The organism is Kaistella carnis (genome assembly GCF_003860585.1).
Classification (GTDB): Bacteria; Bacteroidota; Bacteroidia; order Flavobacteriales; family Weeksellaceae; genus Kaistella; species Kaistella carnis.
In genome coordinates, this window is the sequence record NZ_CP034159.1 from 1,328,377 (window position 1) to 1,343,768 (window position 15,392).

A 15,392-nucleotide genomic window follows, 5' to 3' on the forward strand; every position below is an offset into this window, starting at 1 on the left:
TTTATTGCATTACTTTCAGTCGGCTTCAATCGCAATATTTGAACTTACAGTTTGGTTGGAAAATTCAACATTATATTTCCCTAGTGAGCGTTAATACTATTAATGAAATAACGTAATAAATAAACACTTAAATAACTAAATAAATAAAATATGGATTTTGCAATGTACAAAGCACTGGAACAAAACTTGAAAAATTATAGGGTTTTACAGCGTGGTTATCTCGGCTATCATAAAAAAACAAAAACCCCATTGATTATTTATTCTATTGAACGATTTCGAGGAAGGTTTGGTTACCGATGCAAAATACTCCAAATTGAAGGAAAAGAACAAAATCTTTGTGATGTTATTTATTCGAAAAATGAAGTAGATCTTACTCCTATTAAACTTTGCTCCTTTCAGTTAAAATCACTTTTTGACAAATGTCAAAAGATAAAAAAACCTGCGGTCGTACCTTCGAGTCATCATTAATCTACAAAAAAATTAATTATGAACACAACCGAAAATCACAGAAAAGTCAATCACCAACCCGATGCAAGCCAAACGCGCCTGCAGAATGTTCCCACCGACACAATGCCTTTTCCCGATCAGATTGGGAATTACCAAAGAAATATAGGACTTCCGGACGGCAAATTTAAAGACAGCAAAGTTTATATTGTAGGTAGCGGAATCGCCGGACTTTCATCTGCCTATTATTTCATTCGGGATGGCCAAATTCCTGCCGGAAATATTACTTTTTTGGAAAAACTCCAAATTGAAGGCGGTTCTTTGGACGGCTCCGGAAACGCACAAACCGGATACATTATTCGCGGCGGACGTGAAATGGATTTTACCTACGAAAATTTCTGGGATATGTTTCAGGATATTCCCGCTTTGGAACTTCCCAAGCCTTATTCCGTGCTCGATGAATACCGGATTGTAAACGACAACGACCGCAACCATTCCAAAGCAAGGCTCATTCACAACAAAGGCGAAGTAAAGGATTTCAGCAAATTCGGGCTTAGCAAAAAAGACCAGTGGGCGGTGATGAAACTTCTGCTCGCGAAAAAGGAAGAACTGGATGATTTAACCATAGAAGACTGGTTTTCCGAAACATTTTTAGAAAGTAATTTTTGGTGGTTTTGGCGCACCATGTTTGCTTTCGAAAACTGGCAGAGTTTACTGGAACTCAAACTGTACTTTCACCGTTTCCTGCACGCTATTGACGGTTTGAATGACCTTTCCTCGCTGGTTTTTCCAAAATACAATCAGTATGACACCTTCGTAGTTCCTTTACGGAAACATTTACAGGAACTGGGCGTCAAAATTCAGTTTGATACCGTGGTAAAAGACCTGGATATCGAAATCGCAGGCGATAAAAAAACTGTCAGAAATATTATTACCGAACAGAACGGTTCTGAAGTGAACATTGCAGTACGCGAAAATGATTTTGTGATCGTCACAACCGGCTCTATGACGGAAGACACACGCTACGGCGATAATGTTACGGCACCCTTGGTAGATTTTACCAAAGAAAATTCCGGAAAATCAAAAGGATGGACAGTTTGGAACAATCTGGCAAAAAAATCTGAAGTTTTTGGCAAACCTGAAAAATTCAATTCCGATGTTTCCAAATCGGCATGGATGTCGGCAACGCTTACCTGTAAACCGTCTGCTTTTGTAGAAAAACTGAAAGAGTATTCGGTGAACGATCCCTATTCCGGCAAAACCGTTACAGGAGGTATTATTTCGATTACCGACAGCAACTGGGTGATGAGTTTTACCTGCAACAGACAGCCTCATTTCCCGAATCAGCCGGATGATGTTTTGGTCATCTGGGTGTATGCTTTGCTGATGGAAGAAAAAGGAAATTACGTTCAGAAAACAATGCCGGAATGTACTGGAAACGAGATTTTGGCAGAGTTGGCCTATCATTTAGGAATTGAAAATCAACTGGATAATATCATAGAAAATACGATCGTGAAAACCTCTTACATGCCGTATATCACTTCCATGTTTTTACCGCGTGCAAAAGGTGACCGTCCACAGGTTGTTCCCGATGGCTGTGTGAATCTCGGACTGGTAGGACAGTTTGTGGAAACCAATAACGATGTAGTTTTTACAATGGAAAGTTCAGTAAGAACGGCAAGAATTGCGGTTTATGAACTTCTTGACAGTAACAAACAGGTCCCTGATATCAATCCGTTGCAATACGACATCCGTCATTTGTTAAAAGCCGCCAATACTTTGAACGACGGCAAAGGTTTTCCGGGCAGCGGAATTCTGAATAAAGTTTTGAAGGATACCTATTTCGAGCATATTCTGCCGGAAATTTCGCACGACGAAGCCGATGGTTTTTTCGCGCAGCAGTGGGACAAACTAAAAAGTCTCTTTGAGCATAAGCAAGAAGGGGAGTAATTATTTAACCTGAAAAGCCTTATAGGTTTTGAATACCTCTAAGGTTTTCTAAAATTTAAAAAAAAATGACAACAATAAAAAAAATTACCGTAGCCGGAAGCGGCGTTTTGGGTTCGCAAATTGCTTTCCAATCCGCACTGCACGGCTATGACGTGACCATTTACGACATCAATGGGGAAGCCATTGAAAAATCCAAAAAACTGATTGACACTTTTCTGCCCCGATACAAATCGGACCTGCAGATTTCATCCGAAAAACTGGAAGAAGCCTATCAAAAACTGCAGTTTTCAATCAACCTTCACGACGCGGTTTCCGATGCGGATCTGCTGATTGAAGCCATTCCGGAAAGTATCGGCATTAAAAAGGAATTTTACAGAAATTTATCCAAAATCGCCCCCGAAAAAACCATTTTTGCCACCAATACTTCCACGCTTTTGCCAAGTTTATTGATGGATGAAACCGGAAGGCCGGAAAAATTTCTCGCTTTGCATTTCGCCAACGAAATCTGGAAACACAACACGGCGGAAATTATGGGCACTGAAAAGACCGATCCCGAAGTATTTGCAACACTCGTGGAATTCGCCAAATCAATCGGAATGATTGCGCTGCCACTGAAAAAAGAACAGCCTGGCTACATTCTCAATACGCTTTTGGTGCCGCTGTTGAGTTCAGGAATCACTTTATATGCGAAAGGCGTTGCGGACATTGAAACCATCGACAAAACCTGGATGCTCGGAACCGGTTCGCCAATAGGACCGTTCGGTATTTTGGATGTGGTTGGTTTGGGAACGGTATACCACATTTTTAAAACCGAATCGGAACGCTCAGGAAATGAGGAAAAAATGAAATTTGTCAACGTGCTGAAAAATCAGTTTATCGATGCCGGAAAACTTGGCGTTTCCAGCGGCGAAGGTTTTTATAAATATCCCAACCCCACTTTTCAGGGTAAAGACTTTTTGAAATAGAAGTTTTCATTATTATAGAAAGAGCGTCCGGAAATTTCCGGGCGTTTTTTTTGATAAATGTCAAAGCCAAATTTCAAAAGAAGCCCGAACTTTCCGTTAACAAACAACTGGACAATGAAAAAGAACTTTTTACTGCTGCTGATTTTCCTTTCGGGGTTTTTCTTCTCGCAGGAATATAAGCCGGATATTTTGGGAAACGGTTTTGAGCAGAAAACATTGAATTTTCCAAACGATTACGAAGGAAAAGTTACCGCAACAGTCATCCGTAAAAAAGCGGAAAGTCCCACCCATAAAGCAGTGTTGTATATTCACGGGTTTAACGATTATTTTTTTCAGGCAGAAATGGCCGAAAAATTCAATGAAAAAGGGTTTGACTTTTATGCTTTGGATTTAAGAAAATATGGGCGTTCTTATTTGCCGCATCAAACTTTTAACAATGTCAGAAATCTGGACGAGTACAATGCCGAAATCGATGAGGCTTTAAAAATCATTGGTGCCGAAAATCATAACAAAATTCTGTTGGCAGGACACTCAACCGGCGGCTTGATTACGACACGGTATATGAAATATCATACTGAAAATCCGAACATTGCCGGACTTTGGGTGAACAGTCCGTTTTACGATTTCAATATGGGGTTTATGGCAAAAAAAATTGGGGTTCCCATCATCAGTGGTTTGGGAAAACATTATCCTGACACGAAAATTGGCGGTGGATTTTCCACGTTATACGGTGAAAGCCTGCATAAAAATTTCAAGGGCGAATGGAATTATGATTTAAAACTGAAACCCAATGCCAACGGGAAAGTGAATTTTGGCTTTATCCGCGCTATTCACCGTGCACAGAGAGACATCCGCAACGCAGAACTCAAGGTTCCGGTATTGGTGATGCATTCTGAAAAATCGGGCTATCCCAAAGTCTGGAATGAGGAAGTAACGACCACCGATATCATCCTGAACGTGAATGATATTCATAAAAATGCTGAAAATTTTAAGGGGAATGTCACGATAGTTCCCGTAAAAGGAGGCATTCACGATTTGGTGCTTTCCAGAAAACCGGTGCGCATAAAATTGTATGACGAACTTTTCAGGTGGTTACAAGAGATTGATTTTTAATAGTTTATTTTTAATGTTTAGTTTGTGAATAATGCCTCATTTGTGGGCCATTATTTTTATTTTTGTACAAATTGAATCCTGATGACTTTTCCCGAAATGCTTGCCACCTACATCACCATCGACGATGATATCCGCAGTTTTCTGAACACCCAGACCGAAAAAATTTCTGTGAAAAAGGGTACCGTTATCAGCGATCAAAACACTTTAAACCGCAAGGTGTATTTTGTAGAAAAAGGACTTCTGCGCTCGTTTTATTTTGAAAAAGGAAAAGACATCACCACCAATTTTTATCCTGAAAACAGCATTCTGGCCAATAAAGACACCATTTTTGAGAAAATTCCGGCGCGGCATTCCATTGAAGCGATAGAAGACAGTGAAGTTGTCTTTTTCCTTTACTCGAAAATGGAAGAACTCTGCGAAACTTCGCTCACCATCGCCAATTTCAGCCGTCGTGTTTTGGGGCTTCTGATGTCGAATATGGAAAGGCGCATCAATTCCTTGCAGTATATGACGGCAAAGGAAAAATATATTCAGCTTTTGGAAGAAAATTCTGATATACTTTTGCGTGCTCCTCTTGGGATGATAGCTTCTTATCTTGGCATTTCTCAGGAAACTTTAAGTAGGATCAGAAGTGAGGTTTAGAAAAGATATCAAAGTACAGACAGAGATGCTGCTTGAGTGGCGGTGTGAAAAATAATTGTACATTTTGTAAAGATTTTATTCTTCAGGCGGGATAAAGGAATAAGCATTCACAAAAAAAGAGACTTTTTTTCAAAATCTCTTTAAAATCTCTGCTGACAGTCAATCTGAAAGGTTCCAAAAGCTTGCAGGACTTGCTTTCAACAGGAGCATCATGTTGGGTTTGCAAGTGCATGGAAACTCTGGTTATTAGCGGTTGGTCTTTTTCTTCTCATGATCCGCTTTTGATACTCTTTTCATCTAAGCACATCATCATTAGAAATCGATACGGGAACATTTTCAGGATTAACGCTGTTCACATAGCACAGCTTCAACCTTTCATAAAATGATACAAAAAAATGGAGCTGGGGAAATGCCTTGCTCCATTTAACTGTATTAAAAATTTGTGTTCGATTGCTTACTTTACTGCTAGTAGATCTACCATTTCAAGTACAGGTTCTTTAGCAAGTAATTCAGAAGCATTGGCCATTAAAGCCTTTGCAATCTCACCATTCAAGTGAGCATCTCTTGCATCTGTAGTTTCGAACGTATCGAATATACCAAAAGTAGAAGGGCCAATTTGTAAAGCATACCATCTTACAGTTCCTGGCTCACCTTCCGCAAGCGGCAAGGCGGACTTTAGGAATTCCAATACTTCATTTTCTTTACCCGGTTTTGCTTCTACTCTAGCTAATATTGCAAACTTTTCCATAATTTAAAATTTTAATGTTATCAAGAGTGTTCTTCAACTCTTTATAACAAAAATAGGTTTTATAAACCAGTCTAAAAAACACAAAAGATGTTAAATAACGTTAACGTTGATCATCGAAAATCAGCCAATTTTCTAATGTTCTCTCCCATCAGAATTTGTTCATCATAAAATATTTCATCCGATTCCTCGGAGAGTTTAACGTTATTGTAGAAAGTTTCTAAAAAATGGAAACGACCAAAAAAAAGAGATTTTTCTAGAAGTCTCTTCAATATCTTTAAAATCCTTCGTCGATAAGCCCGTAATGCTGAAAAAAGCTCCCGAAGCTTCCGTTCAACAGGGTTTTCATTGTTCGTGCTTCGCACGCAACGAAAACTTGGCTATTGTGCGATTGTGCTGTTTTCAATACTTATTTTTCCAAGTTTCAATTATATTTTTGTTCCAAAGTTTTTTTGCAAAATCTAAAAATACTTTTGGTCCATCAGAAAAGGCTTTGTCAATTTTATATTCTCCTCCCATATACATCTCATTTCCGTCATCATCAATTCCGTGCATAACTTTATTTTCACCTCTTATTGCAAATTTTTGCTGTCCCTCATACATTATGATTTTCATATCAGAAGGACTTACATCTCCGTGGCAAACAGTTTTATACATCAACCATATTTCAGCAACTCCATTATTGTCAAGGTCAGTTATTTGAAACGTATTATCAATAAATTCAGCAACAATATCAACAGGACAATCACTTATGTAGTCATAAACTTTCCAAGTTTGTTTAGCATTGTTGTTTTCTACAATAAAATGATAGGCAAAAATTTCTGCATCTCCTCCGTCATTTTCGTGTTTGAATTTTTTACTCTCATAAATACCTGTTTCAGTTGTAATGACAATGTTTTCTCCCAAGTTATCCGTCCACTTGATTGCATTTACAATTTTTCCCTCATATTTTATATCGTTAGGAAGTTCACTGACGTTAAGTATAATAGGGTTGATTTTTTTAATTTCAGAAGTCAAAACCGAGTTATCTTCTAATTTTTTTTCAGGTTCAGTCTGTTGGCGATTTTTGGTTTCGTTTCCACAAGATTGGAAAAGAAAAACTGCCAGTATTATGATTAGTTGTTTCATTTTCTATCGTTTCAATTTTTGGACAGCTGTTAGTTAAGCATATCGCCCAACGGCTGGGTATTGGCGATGGTGCGGCTTTAACGCGGAAACTTTCTTTTTTAAATTACTCTTCGGAACATCTAAAATGGATAAACCTGCGATTCCTCCGCACTATTGCCAATACTATGTTGAACTAAACCTCCGGTAGCTTTTCCGATTCGCCGTTTCATTAACTTTGTTTTTATTAACCTTTTAAAAACTCATGAAATGGCTACAAAAAAAAATCTCCGGAGGATTTAAGGACGAACAAAATTTTGAATCGCGCTTCAAGCGAAGTTAAAGGTTTTTCGGAACTGATACAACGTTTTGAAAGAAATATTTCAATCCAAGGAAAAAGTCCCAGAACCTTTGATAATTATTCCAGGCATATAGCAGCCGTAGCGCTTCATTTCAGTAAAATTCCTACGGAATTAGATCCGGAAGACATCAAAGATTATCTCTTCGAACTTCAACAGCGATCAAAAACACCTTCTCAAACCTACTTTAAACACACGGTTTATGGACTTCGGTTTCTTCTGAAAGCAGAAGGTTTACCCTACGATTTTCTACATCTTCCAGCCATTCCAAAAGTCAAAAAACTGCCGACTATTTTAAGCCGTCAGGAAGTTTGGCGCATGCTGCAAACTGCTCAATTGCTGAAACACAAACTGCTTATCGGTTTGATTTACGGGTGCGGGCTTCGATGTATGGAAGTCCGGAATATCGAACTTCATCATCTGGATTTTGACCGACAAATGCTGCATGTTGTTCAGGGTAAAGGTCAAAAAGACCGTTATGTTCCTTTATCCGAACATTTAATTCGGGGACTGAAAACCTTTATTTCAGTGGAAAATCCGACGCAATATTTATTCAATGGAAATCAAAATAGAAATATTGAAGAGATTGATCAGGTAGTTACAAACAGACTGGACTTCGATTCCAGATACAGCCAAAGAGGCGTTCAATGGGTGATTAAAACCATCTCAAAAAAAGCCGGCATCACCAAAGAAGTTCATACCCATACTTTGCGACACAGCTTTGCCACTCATTTATTGGAAGATGGAGTTTCTATCATTATGGTTCAGAAACTTCTGGGACATGAAAGAATTGAATCCACCATGGAATATCTTCATGTTTGCCAATTGTCGGACCAGAAACCGCACAGCCCTTTGGATACCGTTTTCGCTTTATGCAGTAAAAATGGAAACCCGAAGTAAAGGCGGAAGTGTTGCTGATGTTCTTCGCAAAATCAATTTATCGGCTCAGAATTTTACGGTTCATCAAGAAAAAACACTTCGCGCTTTGTCGTATTGCCGGACTGCTGCTTTGGGTGGTCATATCGATGCGTGTGATGGTTGCGGAAATCTTTCCATCAGTTACAACTCCTGTCGTAATCGGCATTGTCCACAATGTCAAGGTCATAAAAGAGAAGAATGGATCCTGAAACGCGAGCAGGAATTATTGCCGTGCAGTTATTATCACTTGGTTTTTACTTTGCCCGAAGAACTCAATGGTTTGGCGATCTCTCAACCGGCATTATTGTATAAAACCTTATTTGAAGCGGCTTGGGCAACATTAAATCAGTTCGGCAAAACAGAACAGATGCAGTTGGGAATGATTGCGATCTTGCATACTTGGGGACAGAATTTAAGTCTTCATCCGCATTTGCACTGCATTGTTCCGGGTGGCGGAATTGACCACAATGGAAAATGGAAAAAGAAAATGAGAACCGATAAATATCTCTTCTGTGTAAAAGCGATGAGCAAAGTTTTCCGCGCAAAGTTCGTGGCTTTATTAAGAGCTTCCGGAATTAAAGACCAGGATTTAATGGACAAACTCTTCACCAAAAACTGGGTGGTTTATGCGAAAAGACCTTTTGGTGGCCCAAAACAAGTCATCGAATATTTAGGAAGATACACTCACAAAGTTGCAATCAGCAATCATCGCATCAAAGAAGTTACGGATCATGAAGTTCGTTTTGGGTACAAAGATTATCGCAAAGAAGGTCAGAAAAAGGAAATGACTTTATTGAATACTGAATTTGTGCGCAGATTTAGTCTTCATATTTTGCCTCGAAGGTTTGTAAGAATAAGGCATTACGGGATTTTGAGCAGCTCCTGGAAACGCGGGAAACTTCAGGATTTACAAGAAAGTTTAGAAGTGAAAAGAACTGTTTTTGTACCTCAAACTTTGCTCAGAAAATGCCGGTGTTGTAAAGAAGGAAACTTGATCACCATCGCGCTTTTCGGACAAAGAGGACCGCCACAGGATTTTCTTGCCGTTTTCAATGCCTCGTCTGCAAAATAAACTTTGTGGGTAAGGGATTTTATATCTTAAAAGTAACGAAAAGCCGGTGAGTGCATGAAAATACCTCACCTCAGATCCCAAAAAAAGCAGTCCTTCTAAAAAACTGCTCTAATATCCTAAATTCTAAAATCGATAACTCCATAAGGTGACCAACTGGGGAGAAAAAGCCACCGAAGGTTCCGTTCAACAGGCTTTCATCTCGTGTCCTGCGGACAAGACGAAAGCTTAGTTATTATGTGCAGTGCTTTTTAATTTATAGTATTTGAGGTCATTTCTTTTTCTTTCAAAAAATAATCGTAAATGATTTTAATAAGACCAAAAAACACTACTACTTCGACTAGCATTCCCACAACAAAGCCAATTTTGTAGGCAGTTGAATTTGCTACGTCGTTTAATTCCATAATCTGATTAAAATTTATTAATTCCCAAATAGTTTTTCCGCCTTTTATCAAAAGAACAAGACAAGCAACATATAAAAATACTTTTTTTAAATCCATTTTTTATTTTTTTTGAAGGTTATTTTATTTTAAGTTTAGTTTAATTTCTGGTTTCTCAAAGTTGAATATATTAACAGCAATAAGAAAAAAGGAAGATTTCTCATTTAATTTCAATCTTATTTTTCCATTCATTTTTCAGATATTTTTTTTCAAGATAATGAAAATTTTCTCTCTATGACGATATTTTGATAGCATTGCACATAACGGAAAAAGTATTTGCGAAGGGCGGGCTAAATTTAACTGAAAGTTCAATTTCGACCAACCGGAGCAGATGCTTTTTCAGATTGTCTAAATTAAGCAAAAAAACAATATGAAAAGCAGCTGCGGCTAAAGGAATCAAGTGGTGGTTTTATAGATTCAACCTCGCCTTTTGCAAATACTATGTTGAACTAAACCTCCGGTAGCTTTTCCTGAGGCTGTTTTATTAACTTTGTTTGATCATAACATAAAATAAAATCTCTAAAATGGCTACAAAAAAAAATCTCCGGAGGATTTAAGAACGAACAAAATTTTGAATCGCGCTTCGAGCGAAGTTAATGGTTTTTCGGAACTGATACAACGTTTCGAAAGAAATATTTCAATCCAGGGAAAAAGTCCCAGAACCTTTGATAATTATTCCAGGCATGTTGCCGTCGTAGCGCTTCATTTCGGTAAAATTCCTACGGAATTAGATCCGGAAGACATCAAAGATTATCTCTTCGAACTTCAACAGCGCAGCAAAACACCTTCCCAGACTTACTTTAAACATACGGTTTATGGACTGCGGTTTCTTCTGAAAGCCGAAGGTTTACCCTATAGTTTTCTGCATCTTCCCGCTATTCCAAAAGTCAAAAAACTGCCGACTATTTTAAGCCGTCAGGAAGTTTGGCGCATGTTGCAAACTGCTCAATTGTTGAAACACAAACTGCTCATCGGTCTGATTTACGGGTGTGGACTTCGATGTATGGAAGTGAGGAATATCGAACTTCATCATCTTGATTTTGACCGACAAATGCTGCATGTTGTTCAGGGTAAAGGTCAAAAAGACCGTTATGTTCCTTTATCCGAACATTTAATTCGGGGACTGAAAACCTTTATTTCAGTGGAAAATCCGACGCAATATTTATTCAATGGAAATCAAAATAGAAATATTGAAGAGATTGATCAGGTAGTTACAAACAGACTGGACTTCGATTCCAGATACAGCCAAAGAGGCGTTCAATGGGTCATCAAAACGGTGAGCAAAAAAGCCGGAATTACCAAAGTTGTTCATACTCACACTTTGCGACACAGCTTTGCCACGCATTTATTGGAAGATGGAGTTTCGATCATTATGGTTCAAAAACTTTTGGGTCATGAAAGAATCGAATCGACGATGGAATATCTTCATGTCTGTCAGTTGTCAGATCAAAAACCGCACAGTCCTTTGGATACCGTTTTCGCTTTATGCAGTAAAAATGGAAACCCGAAGTAAAGGCGGAAGCGTTGCCGACGTTCTTCGCAAAATCAATTTATCGGCTCAGAATTTTACGGTTCATCAGGAGAAAACGCTTCGGGCTTTGTCGTGTTGCCGGACTGCTGCTTTGGGTGGTCATATCGATGCGTGCGATGGTTGTGGAAATATTTCCATCAGTTACAACTCGTGTCGTAATCGGCATTGTCCGCAATGTCAAGGTCATAAAAGAGAAGAATGGATCCTGAAACGCGAGCAGGAATTATTGCCGTGCAGTTATTATCACTTGGTTTTTACTTTGCCCGAAGAACTCAATGGTTTGGCGATCTCTCAACCGGCATTGTTGTACAAAACCTTATTTGAAGCGGCTTGGGCAACATTAAATCAGTTTGGTAAAAATAAGGGAATCCAACTGGGAATGATTGCGATTTTGCATACTTGGGGACAGAATTTAAGTCTTCATCCGCATTTGCACTGCATTGTTCCGGGTGGCGGAATTGACCACAATGGAAAATGGAAAAAGAAAATGAGAACCGATAAATATCTCTTCTGTGTAAAAGCGATGAGCAAAGTTTTCCGCGCAAAGTTCGTGGCTTTATTAAGAGCTTCCGGAATTAAAGACCAGGATTTAATGGACAAACTCTTCACCAAAAACTGGGTGGTTTATGCGAAAAGACCTTTTGGTGGTCCGAAATCGGTGATTGAATATTTAGGAAGATATACCCACAAAGTTGCGATCAGCAATCATCGCATCAAAGAAGTTACCGATAAAGAAGTTCGTTTTGGGTACAAAGATTACAGAAAAGGCGGTAAAAAAAAGGAAATGACCTTATCGAATACTGAATTTGTGCGCAGATTTAGTCTTCATATTTTGCCTAAAAGATTTGTGAGAATCCGACATTACGGGATTTTGAGCAGCTGCTGGAAGCGTGGAAAACTTCAGGATTTACAAGAAAGTTTAGAAGTGAAAAGAACTGTTTTTGTACCTCAAACTTTGCTCAGAAAATGCCGGTGTTGTAAAGAAGGAAACTTGATCACCATCGCGCTTTTCGGACAAAGAGGACCGCCACAGGATTTTCTTGCCGTTTTCAATGCCTCGTCTGCAAAATAAATTTTGTGGGTAAGGGATTTTATATCTTAAAAGTAAAAAGAAGTCTGTGAGTACTTCAAAAAACCTCACTTCAGTTCCTAAAAAAAGCAGTCCTTCTAAAAAACTGCTCTACTGTCCTAAATTCTAAAATCGATAACTCCATAAGGTGACCAACTGGGGAGAAAAAGCCACCGAAGGTTCCGTTCAACAGGCTTTCATCTCGTGTCCTGCGGACAAGACGAAAGCTTAGTTATTATGCGACGGTTTTTTAATAATTATCCACGTATTCTATATTTCAATACTGTAATTTTCATAATTTTTGTGAAAACACTTTTAGACAGTTTTCCGCCACTCAATATCTATATTCAATTTTTGTTTGATTTAACATTTACAGCCTCAATGTATGATTCCAAGGAATTAGTTCTAAATGAAATGTAAATCAAAAAAGCGGAACAAATCAAACCAAACTTGTTTCCATTTAAAGTTTCTTCAATATAAATGTTGTAAAGAGAAGCGAGTATTCCAATCAATCCTATGATTAATAGTGTTAATTTTAATATTTTCATAATTCTATTTTTATTTATTGGTTTTTCTGTAGTGTTTTTGTAAAATGTCGCATAACGGAAAAAGTATTTGCGAAGGGCGGGCTAAATTTAACTGAAAGTTCAATTTCGACCAACCGGAGCAGATGCTTTTTCAGATTGTCTAAATTAAGGAAAAAAACAATATGAAAAGCAGCTGCGGCTAAAGACATCGGGTAGTGGTTTTATAGATTCAACCCCGCCTTTTGCCAATACACTGTTGAACTAAACCTCCGGTAGCTTTTCCTGAGGCTGTTTTATTAACTTTGTTTGATCATAACATAAAATAAAATCTCTAAAATGGCTACAAAAAAAAATCTCCGGAGGATTTAAGAACGAACAAAATTTTGAATCGCGCTTCGAGCGAAGTTAATGGTTTTTCGGAACTGATACAACGTTTCGAAAGAAATATTTCAATCCAGGGAAAAAGTCCCAGAACCTTTGATAATTATTCCAGGCATGTAGCAGCAATTGCGCTGCATTTTAAAACTTTACCCACCGAATTGGATCCTGAACAGGTCAAAAATTATCTCTTCCAACTTCAACAGCGCAGCAAAACACCTTCCCAGACTTACTTTAAACATACGGTTTATGGACTGCGGTTTCTTCTGAAAGCAGAAGGATTACCCTATAGTTTTCTACATCTTCCGGCTATTCCACGAGTCAAAAAACTGCCGACTATTTTAAGCCGTCAGGAAGTTTGGCGTATGCTTCAAACGGCGCAGTTACTGAAACACAAACTGCTCATCGGTCTGATTTACGGGTGCGGACTTCGATGTATGGAAGTAAGAAATATTGAACTTCATCATCTTGATTTTGACCGACAAATGCTGCATGTTGTTCAGGGTAAAGGTCAAAAAGACCGTTATGTTCCTTTATCCGAGCATTTAATTCGGGGACTGAAAATCTTTATTTCAGTGGAAAATCCGACTCAATATTTATTCAATGGAAATCAAAATAGAAATATTGAAGAGATTGATGCTTCGACTACGCTCAGCACAGGTGCTTCCACAACGCACACCAAAGATTTTGATTCCAGATACAGTCAAAGAGGCGTTCAATGGGTCATCAAAACGGTGAGCAAAAAAGCCGGAATTACCAAAGTTGTTCATACGCACACTTTGCGACACAGCTTTGCCACGCATTTATTGGAAGATGGAGTTTCGATCATTATGGTTCAAAAACTTTTGGGTCATGAAAGAATCGAATCGACGATGGAATATCTTCATGTCTGTCAGTTGTCAGATCAAAAACCCCACAGTCCTTTGGATACCGTTTTCGCTTTATGCAGTAAAAATGGAAACCCGAAGTAAGGTAAATAAACAAAGCGGAAGCGTTGCCGACGTTCTTCGTAAAATCAATTTGTCGGCTCAGAATTTTACAGTTCATCAGGAAAAAACGCTTCGCGCTTTGTCGTATTGTAGAACTTCTGCCTTGGGTGGTCATATTGATGCGTGCGATGGTTGTGGAAATATTTCCATCAGTTACAACTCGTGTCGTAATCGCCATTGTCCGCAATGTCAAGGTCATAAAAAAGAAGAATGGATCCAGAAACGCGAGCAGGAATTATTGCCGTGCAGTTATTACCACGTGGTTTTTACGCTTCCTGAAGAGTTGAATGGTTTGGCGATCTCTCAACCGGCATTATTGTATAAAACCTTATTTGAAGCAGCTTGGGCAACATTAAATCAGTTCGGTAAAACAGAACAGATGCAACTCGGAATGATTGCGATTTTGCATACTTGGGGACAAAATCTGAGTCTTCATCCTCATTTACATTGTATTGTTCCAGGCGGTGGAATTGATCAAAATGGCAAATGGAAAAAGAAAATGAGAACCGATAAATATCTCTTCTGTGTAAAGGCGATGAGCAAAGTTTTTCGAGCAAAGTTTGTGGCTTCCTTAAGAGCTTCTGGAATTGAAGACCAGGATTTAATGGATCAACTCTTCACCAAAAACTGGGTCGTTTATGCGAAAAGACCTTTTGGCGGTCCGAAACAGGTGATTGAATATTTAGGAAGATATACCCACAAAGTTGCAATCAGCAATCATCGGATCAAAGAAGTTACGGATAAAGAAGTTCGTTTTGGGTACAAAGATTATCGCAAAGAAGGTCAGAAAAAGGAAATGACTTTATCGAATACTGAATTTGTGCGCAGATTTAGTCTTCATATTTTGCCTAAAAGATTTGTGAGAATCCGACATTACGGGATTTTGAGCAGCTGCTGGAAGCGTGGAAAACTTCAGGATTTACAAGAAAGTTTAGAAGTGAAAAGAACTGTTTTTGTACCTCAAACTTTGCTCAGAAAATGCCGGTGTTGCAAGGAAGGAAATTTAATCACCATCGCACTTTTCGGACAACGAGGCCCACCTCAGGATTTTCTTGCCGTTTTCAATGCCTCGTCTGCAAAATAAACTTTGTGGGTAAGGGATTTTATATCTTAAAAGTAAAGAAAAGCCGGTGAGTGCTTAAAAAATCT

Annotated in this window: 13 protein-coding genes; 10 read left to right on the forward strand and 3 right to left on the reverse strand. The window is 38.6% G+C overall.

Annotation, left to right across the window (positions count from 1 at the left end; translation table 11 throughout):
- Window positions 1–486: 486 nt before the first annotated feature.
- From EIB73_RS05980 to EIB73_RS05995, 4 genes are all read left to right on the forward strand, one after another.
- Window positions 487–2,394 (forward strand): oleate hydratase, encoded by a 1,908-nt coding sequence (locus EIB73_RS05980; RefSeq protein WP_125023583.1) that lies wholly within the window; start codon window positions 487–489, stop codon window positions 2,392–2,394.
- Window positions 2,395–2,459: 65 nt separating this feature from the next.
- Window positions 2,460–3,359: a 3-hydroxyacyl-CoA dehydrogenase gene (locus EIB73_RS05985; protein ID WP_125023585.1), complete on the forward strand. Its 900-nt coding sequence runs from the start codon at window positions 2,460–2,462 to the stop codon at window positions 3,357–3,359.
- 114 nt (window positions 3,360–3,473) lie between these two features.
- Window positions 3,474–4,472, forward strand: coding sequence for an alpha/beta hydrolase (locus tag EIB73_RS05990; protein WP_125023587.1), 999 nt, complete (start codon window positions 3,474–3,476; stop codon window positions 4,470–4,472).
- A gap of 81 nt (window positions 4,473–4,553) precedes the next feature.
- Window positions 4,554–5,114 (forward strand): Crp/Fnr family transcriptional regulator, encoded by a 561-nt coding sequence (locus tag EIB73_RS05995; protein ID WP_125023589.1) that lies wholly within the window; start codon window positions 4,554–4,556, stop codon window positions 5,112–5,114.
- Between the two features lie 454 nt (window positions 5,115–5,568).
- Here EIB73_RS05995 and EIB73_RS06000 read toward each other — a convergent pair whose 3' ends face one another.
- Entirely contained in the window at window positions 5,569–5,862 is a 294-nt protein-coding gene (locus EIB73_RS06000; RefSeq protein WP_031503611.1) for a putative quinol monooxygenase, read from the reverse strand.
- A gap of 399 nt (window positions 5,863–6,261) precedes the next feature.
- Window positions 6,262–6,987, reverse strand: a complete 726-nt coding sequence (locus EIB73_RS06005) for a M949_RS01915 family surface polysaccharide biosynthesis protein (protein WP_125023591.1) — start codon at window positions 6,985–6,987, stop codon at window positions 6,262–6,264.
- A gap of 293 nt (window positions 6,988–7,280) precedes the next feature.
- Here EIB73_RS06005 and EIB73_RS06010 point away from each other — a divergent pair, with 293 nt between their 5' ends.
- Window positions 7,281–8,222, forward strand: coding sequence for a tyrosine-type recombinase/integrase (locus EIB73_RS06010; RefSeq protein ID WP_125023593.1), 942 nt, complete (start codon window positions 7,281–7,283; stop codon window positions 8,220–8,222).
- Window positions 8,206–9,312, forward strand: coding sequence for an IS91 family transposase (locus EIB73_RS06015; protein WP_125023595.1), 1,107 nt, complete (start codon window positions 8,206–8,208; stop codon window positions 9,310–9,312). Before EIB73_RS06010 ends, EIB73_RS06015 begins: the two co-directional genes overlap by 17 nt.
- 248 nt (window positions 9,313–9,560) lie before the next feature.
- Here the strand turns inward: EIB73_RS06015 and EIB73_RS06020 are convergent, their stop codons facing one another.
- Window positions 9,561–9,809, reverse strand: a complete 249-nt coding sequence (locus tag EIB73_RS06020) for a hypothetical protein (protein ID WP_031504859.1) — start codon at window positions 9,807–9,809, stop codon at window positions 9,561–9,563.
- A 511-nt stretch (window positions 9,810–10,320) separates the two neighbouring features.
- Between EIB73_RS06020 and EIB73_RS06025 the strand changes: the two genes are divergently transcribed.
- From EIB73_RS06025 to EIB73_RS06040, 4 genes are all read left to right on the forward strand, one after another.
- On the forward strand, window positions 10,321–11,262 hold the full coding sequence (locus EIB73_RS06025; protein WP_125023597.1) for a tyrosine-type recombinase/integrase: 942 nt from the start codon (window positions 10,321–10,323) through the stop codon (window positions 11,260–11,262).
- Window positions 11,246–12,352, forward strand: coding sequence for an IS91 family transposase (locus tag EIB73_RS06030; RefSeq protein WP_125023599.1), 1,107 nt, complete (start codon window positions 11,246–11,248; stop codon window positions 12,350–12,352). Before EIB73_RS06025 ends, EIB73_RS06030 begins: the two co-directional genes overlap by 17 nt.
- Before the next feature lie 907 nt (window positions 12,353–13,259).
- Complete coding sequence (locus tag EIB73_RS06035) at window positions 13,260–14,225, forward strand: tyrosine-type recombinase/integrase (protein ID WP_125023601.1); 966 nt, start codon at window positions 13,260–13,262, stop codon at window positions 14,223–14,225.
- On the forward strand, window positions 14,209–15,327 hold the full coding sequence (locus tag EIB73_RS06040; RefSeq protein ID WP_125023603.1) for an IS91 family transposase: 1,119 nt from the start codon (window positions 14,209–14,211) through the stop codon (window positions 15,325–15,327). Before EIB73_RS06035 ends, EIB73_RS06040 begins: the two co-directional genes overlap by 17 nt.
- Window positions 15,328–15,392: the final 65 nt, after the last annotated feature.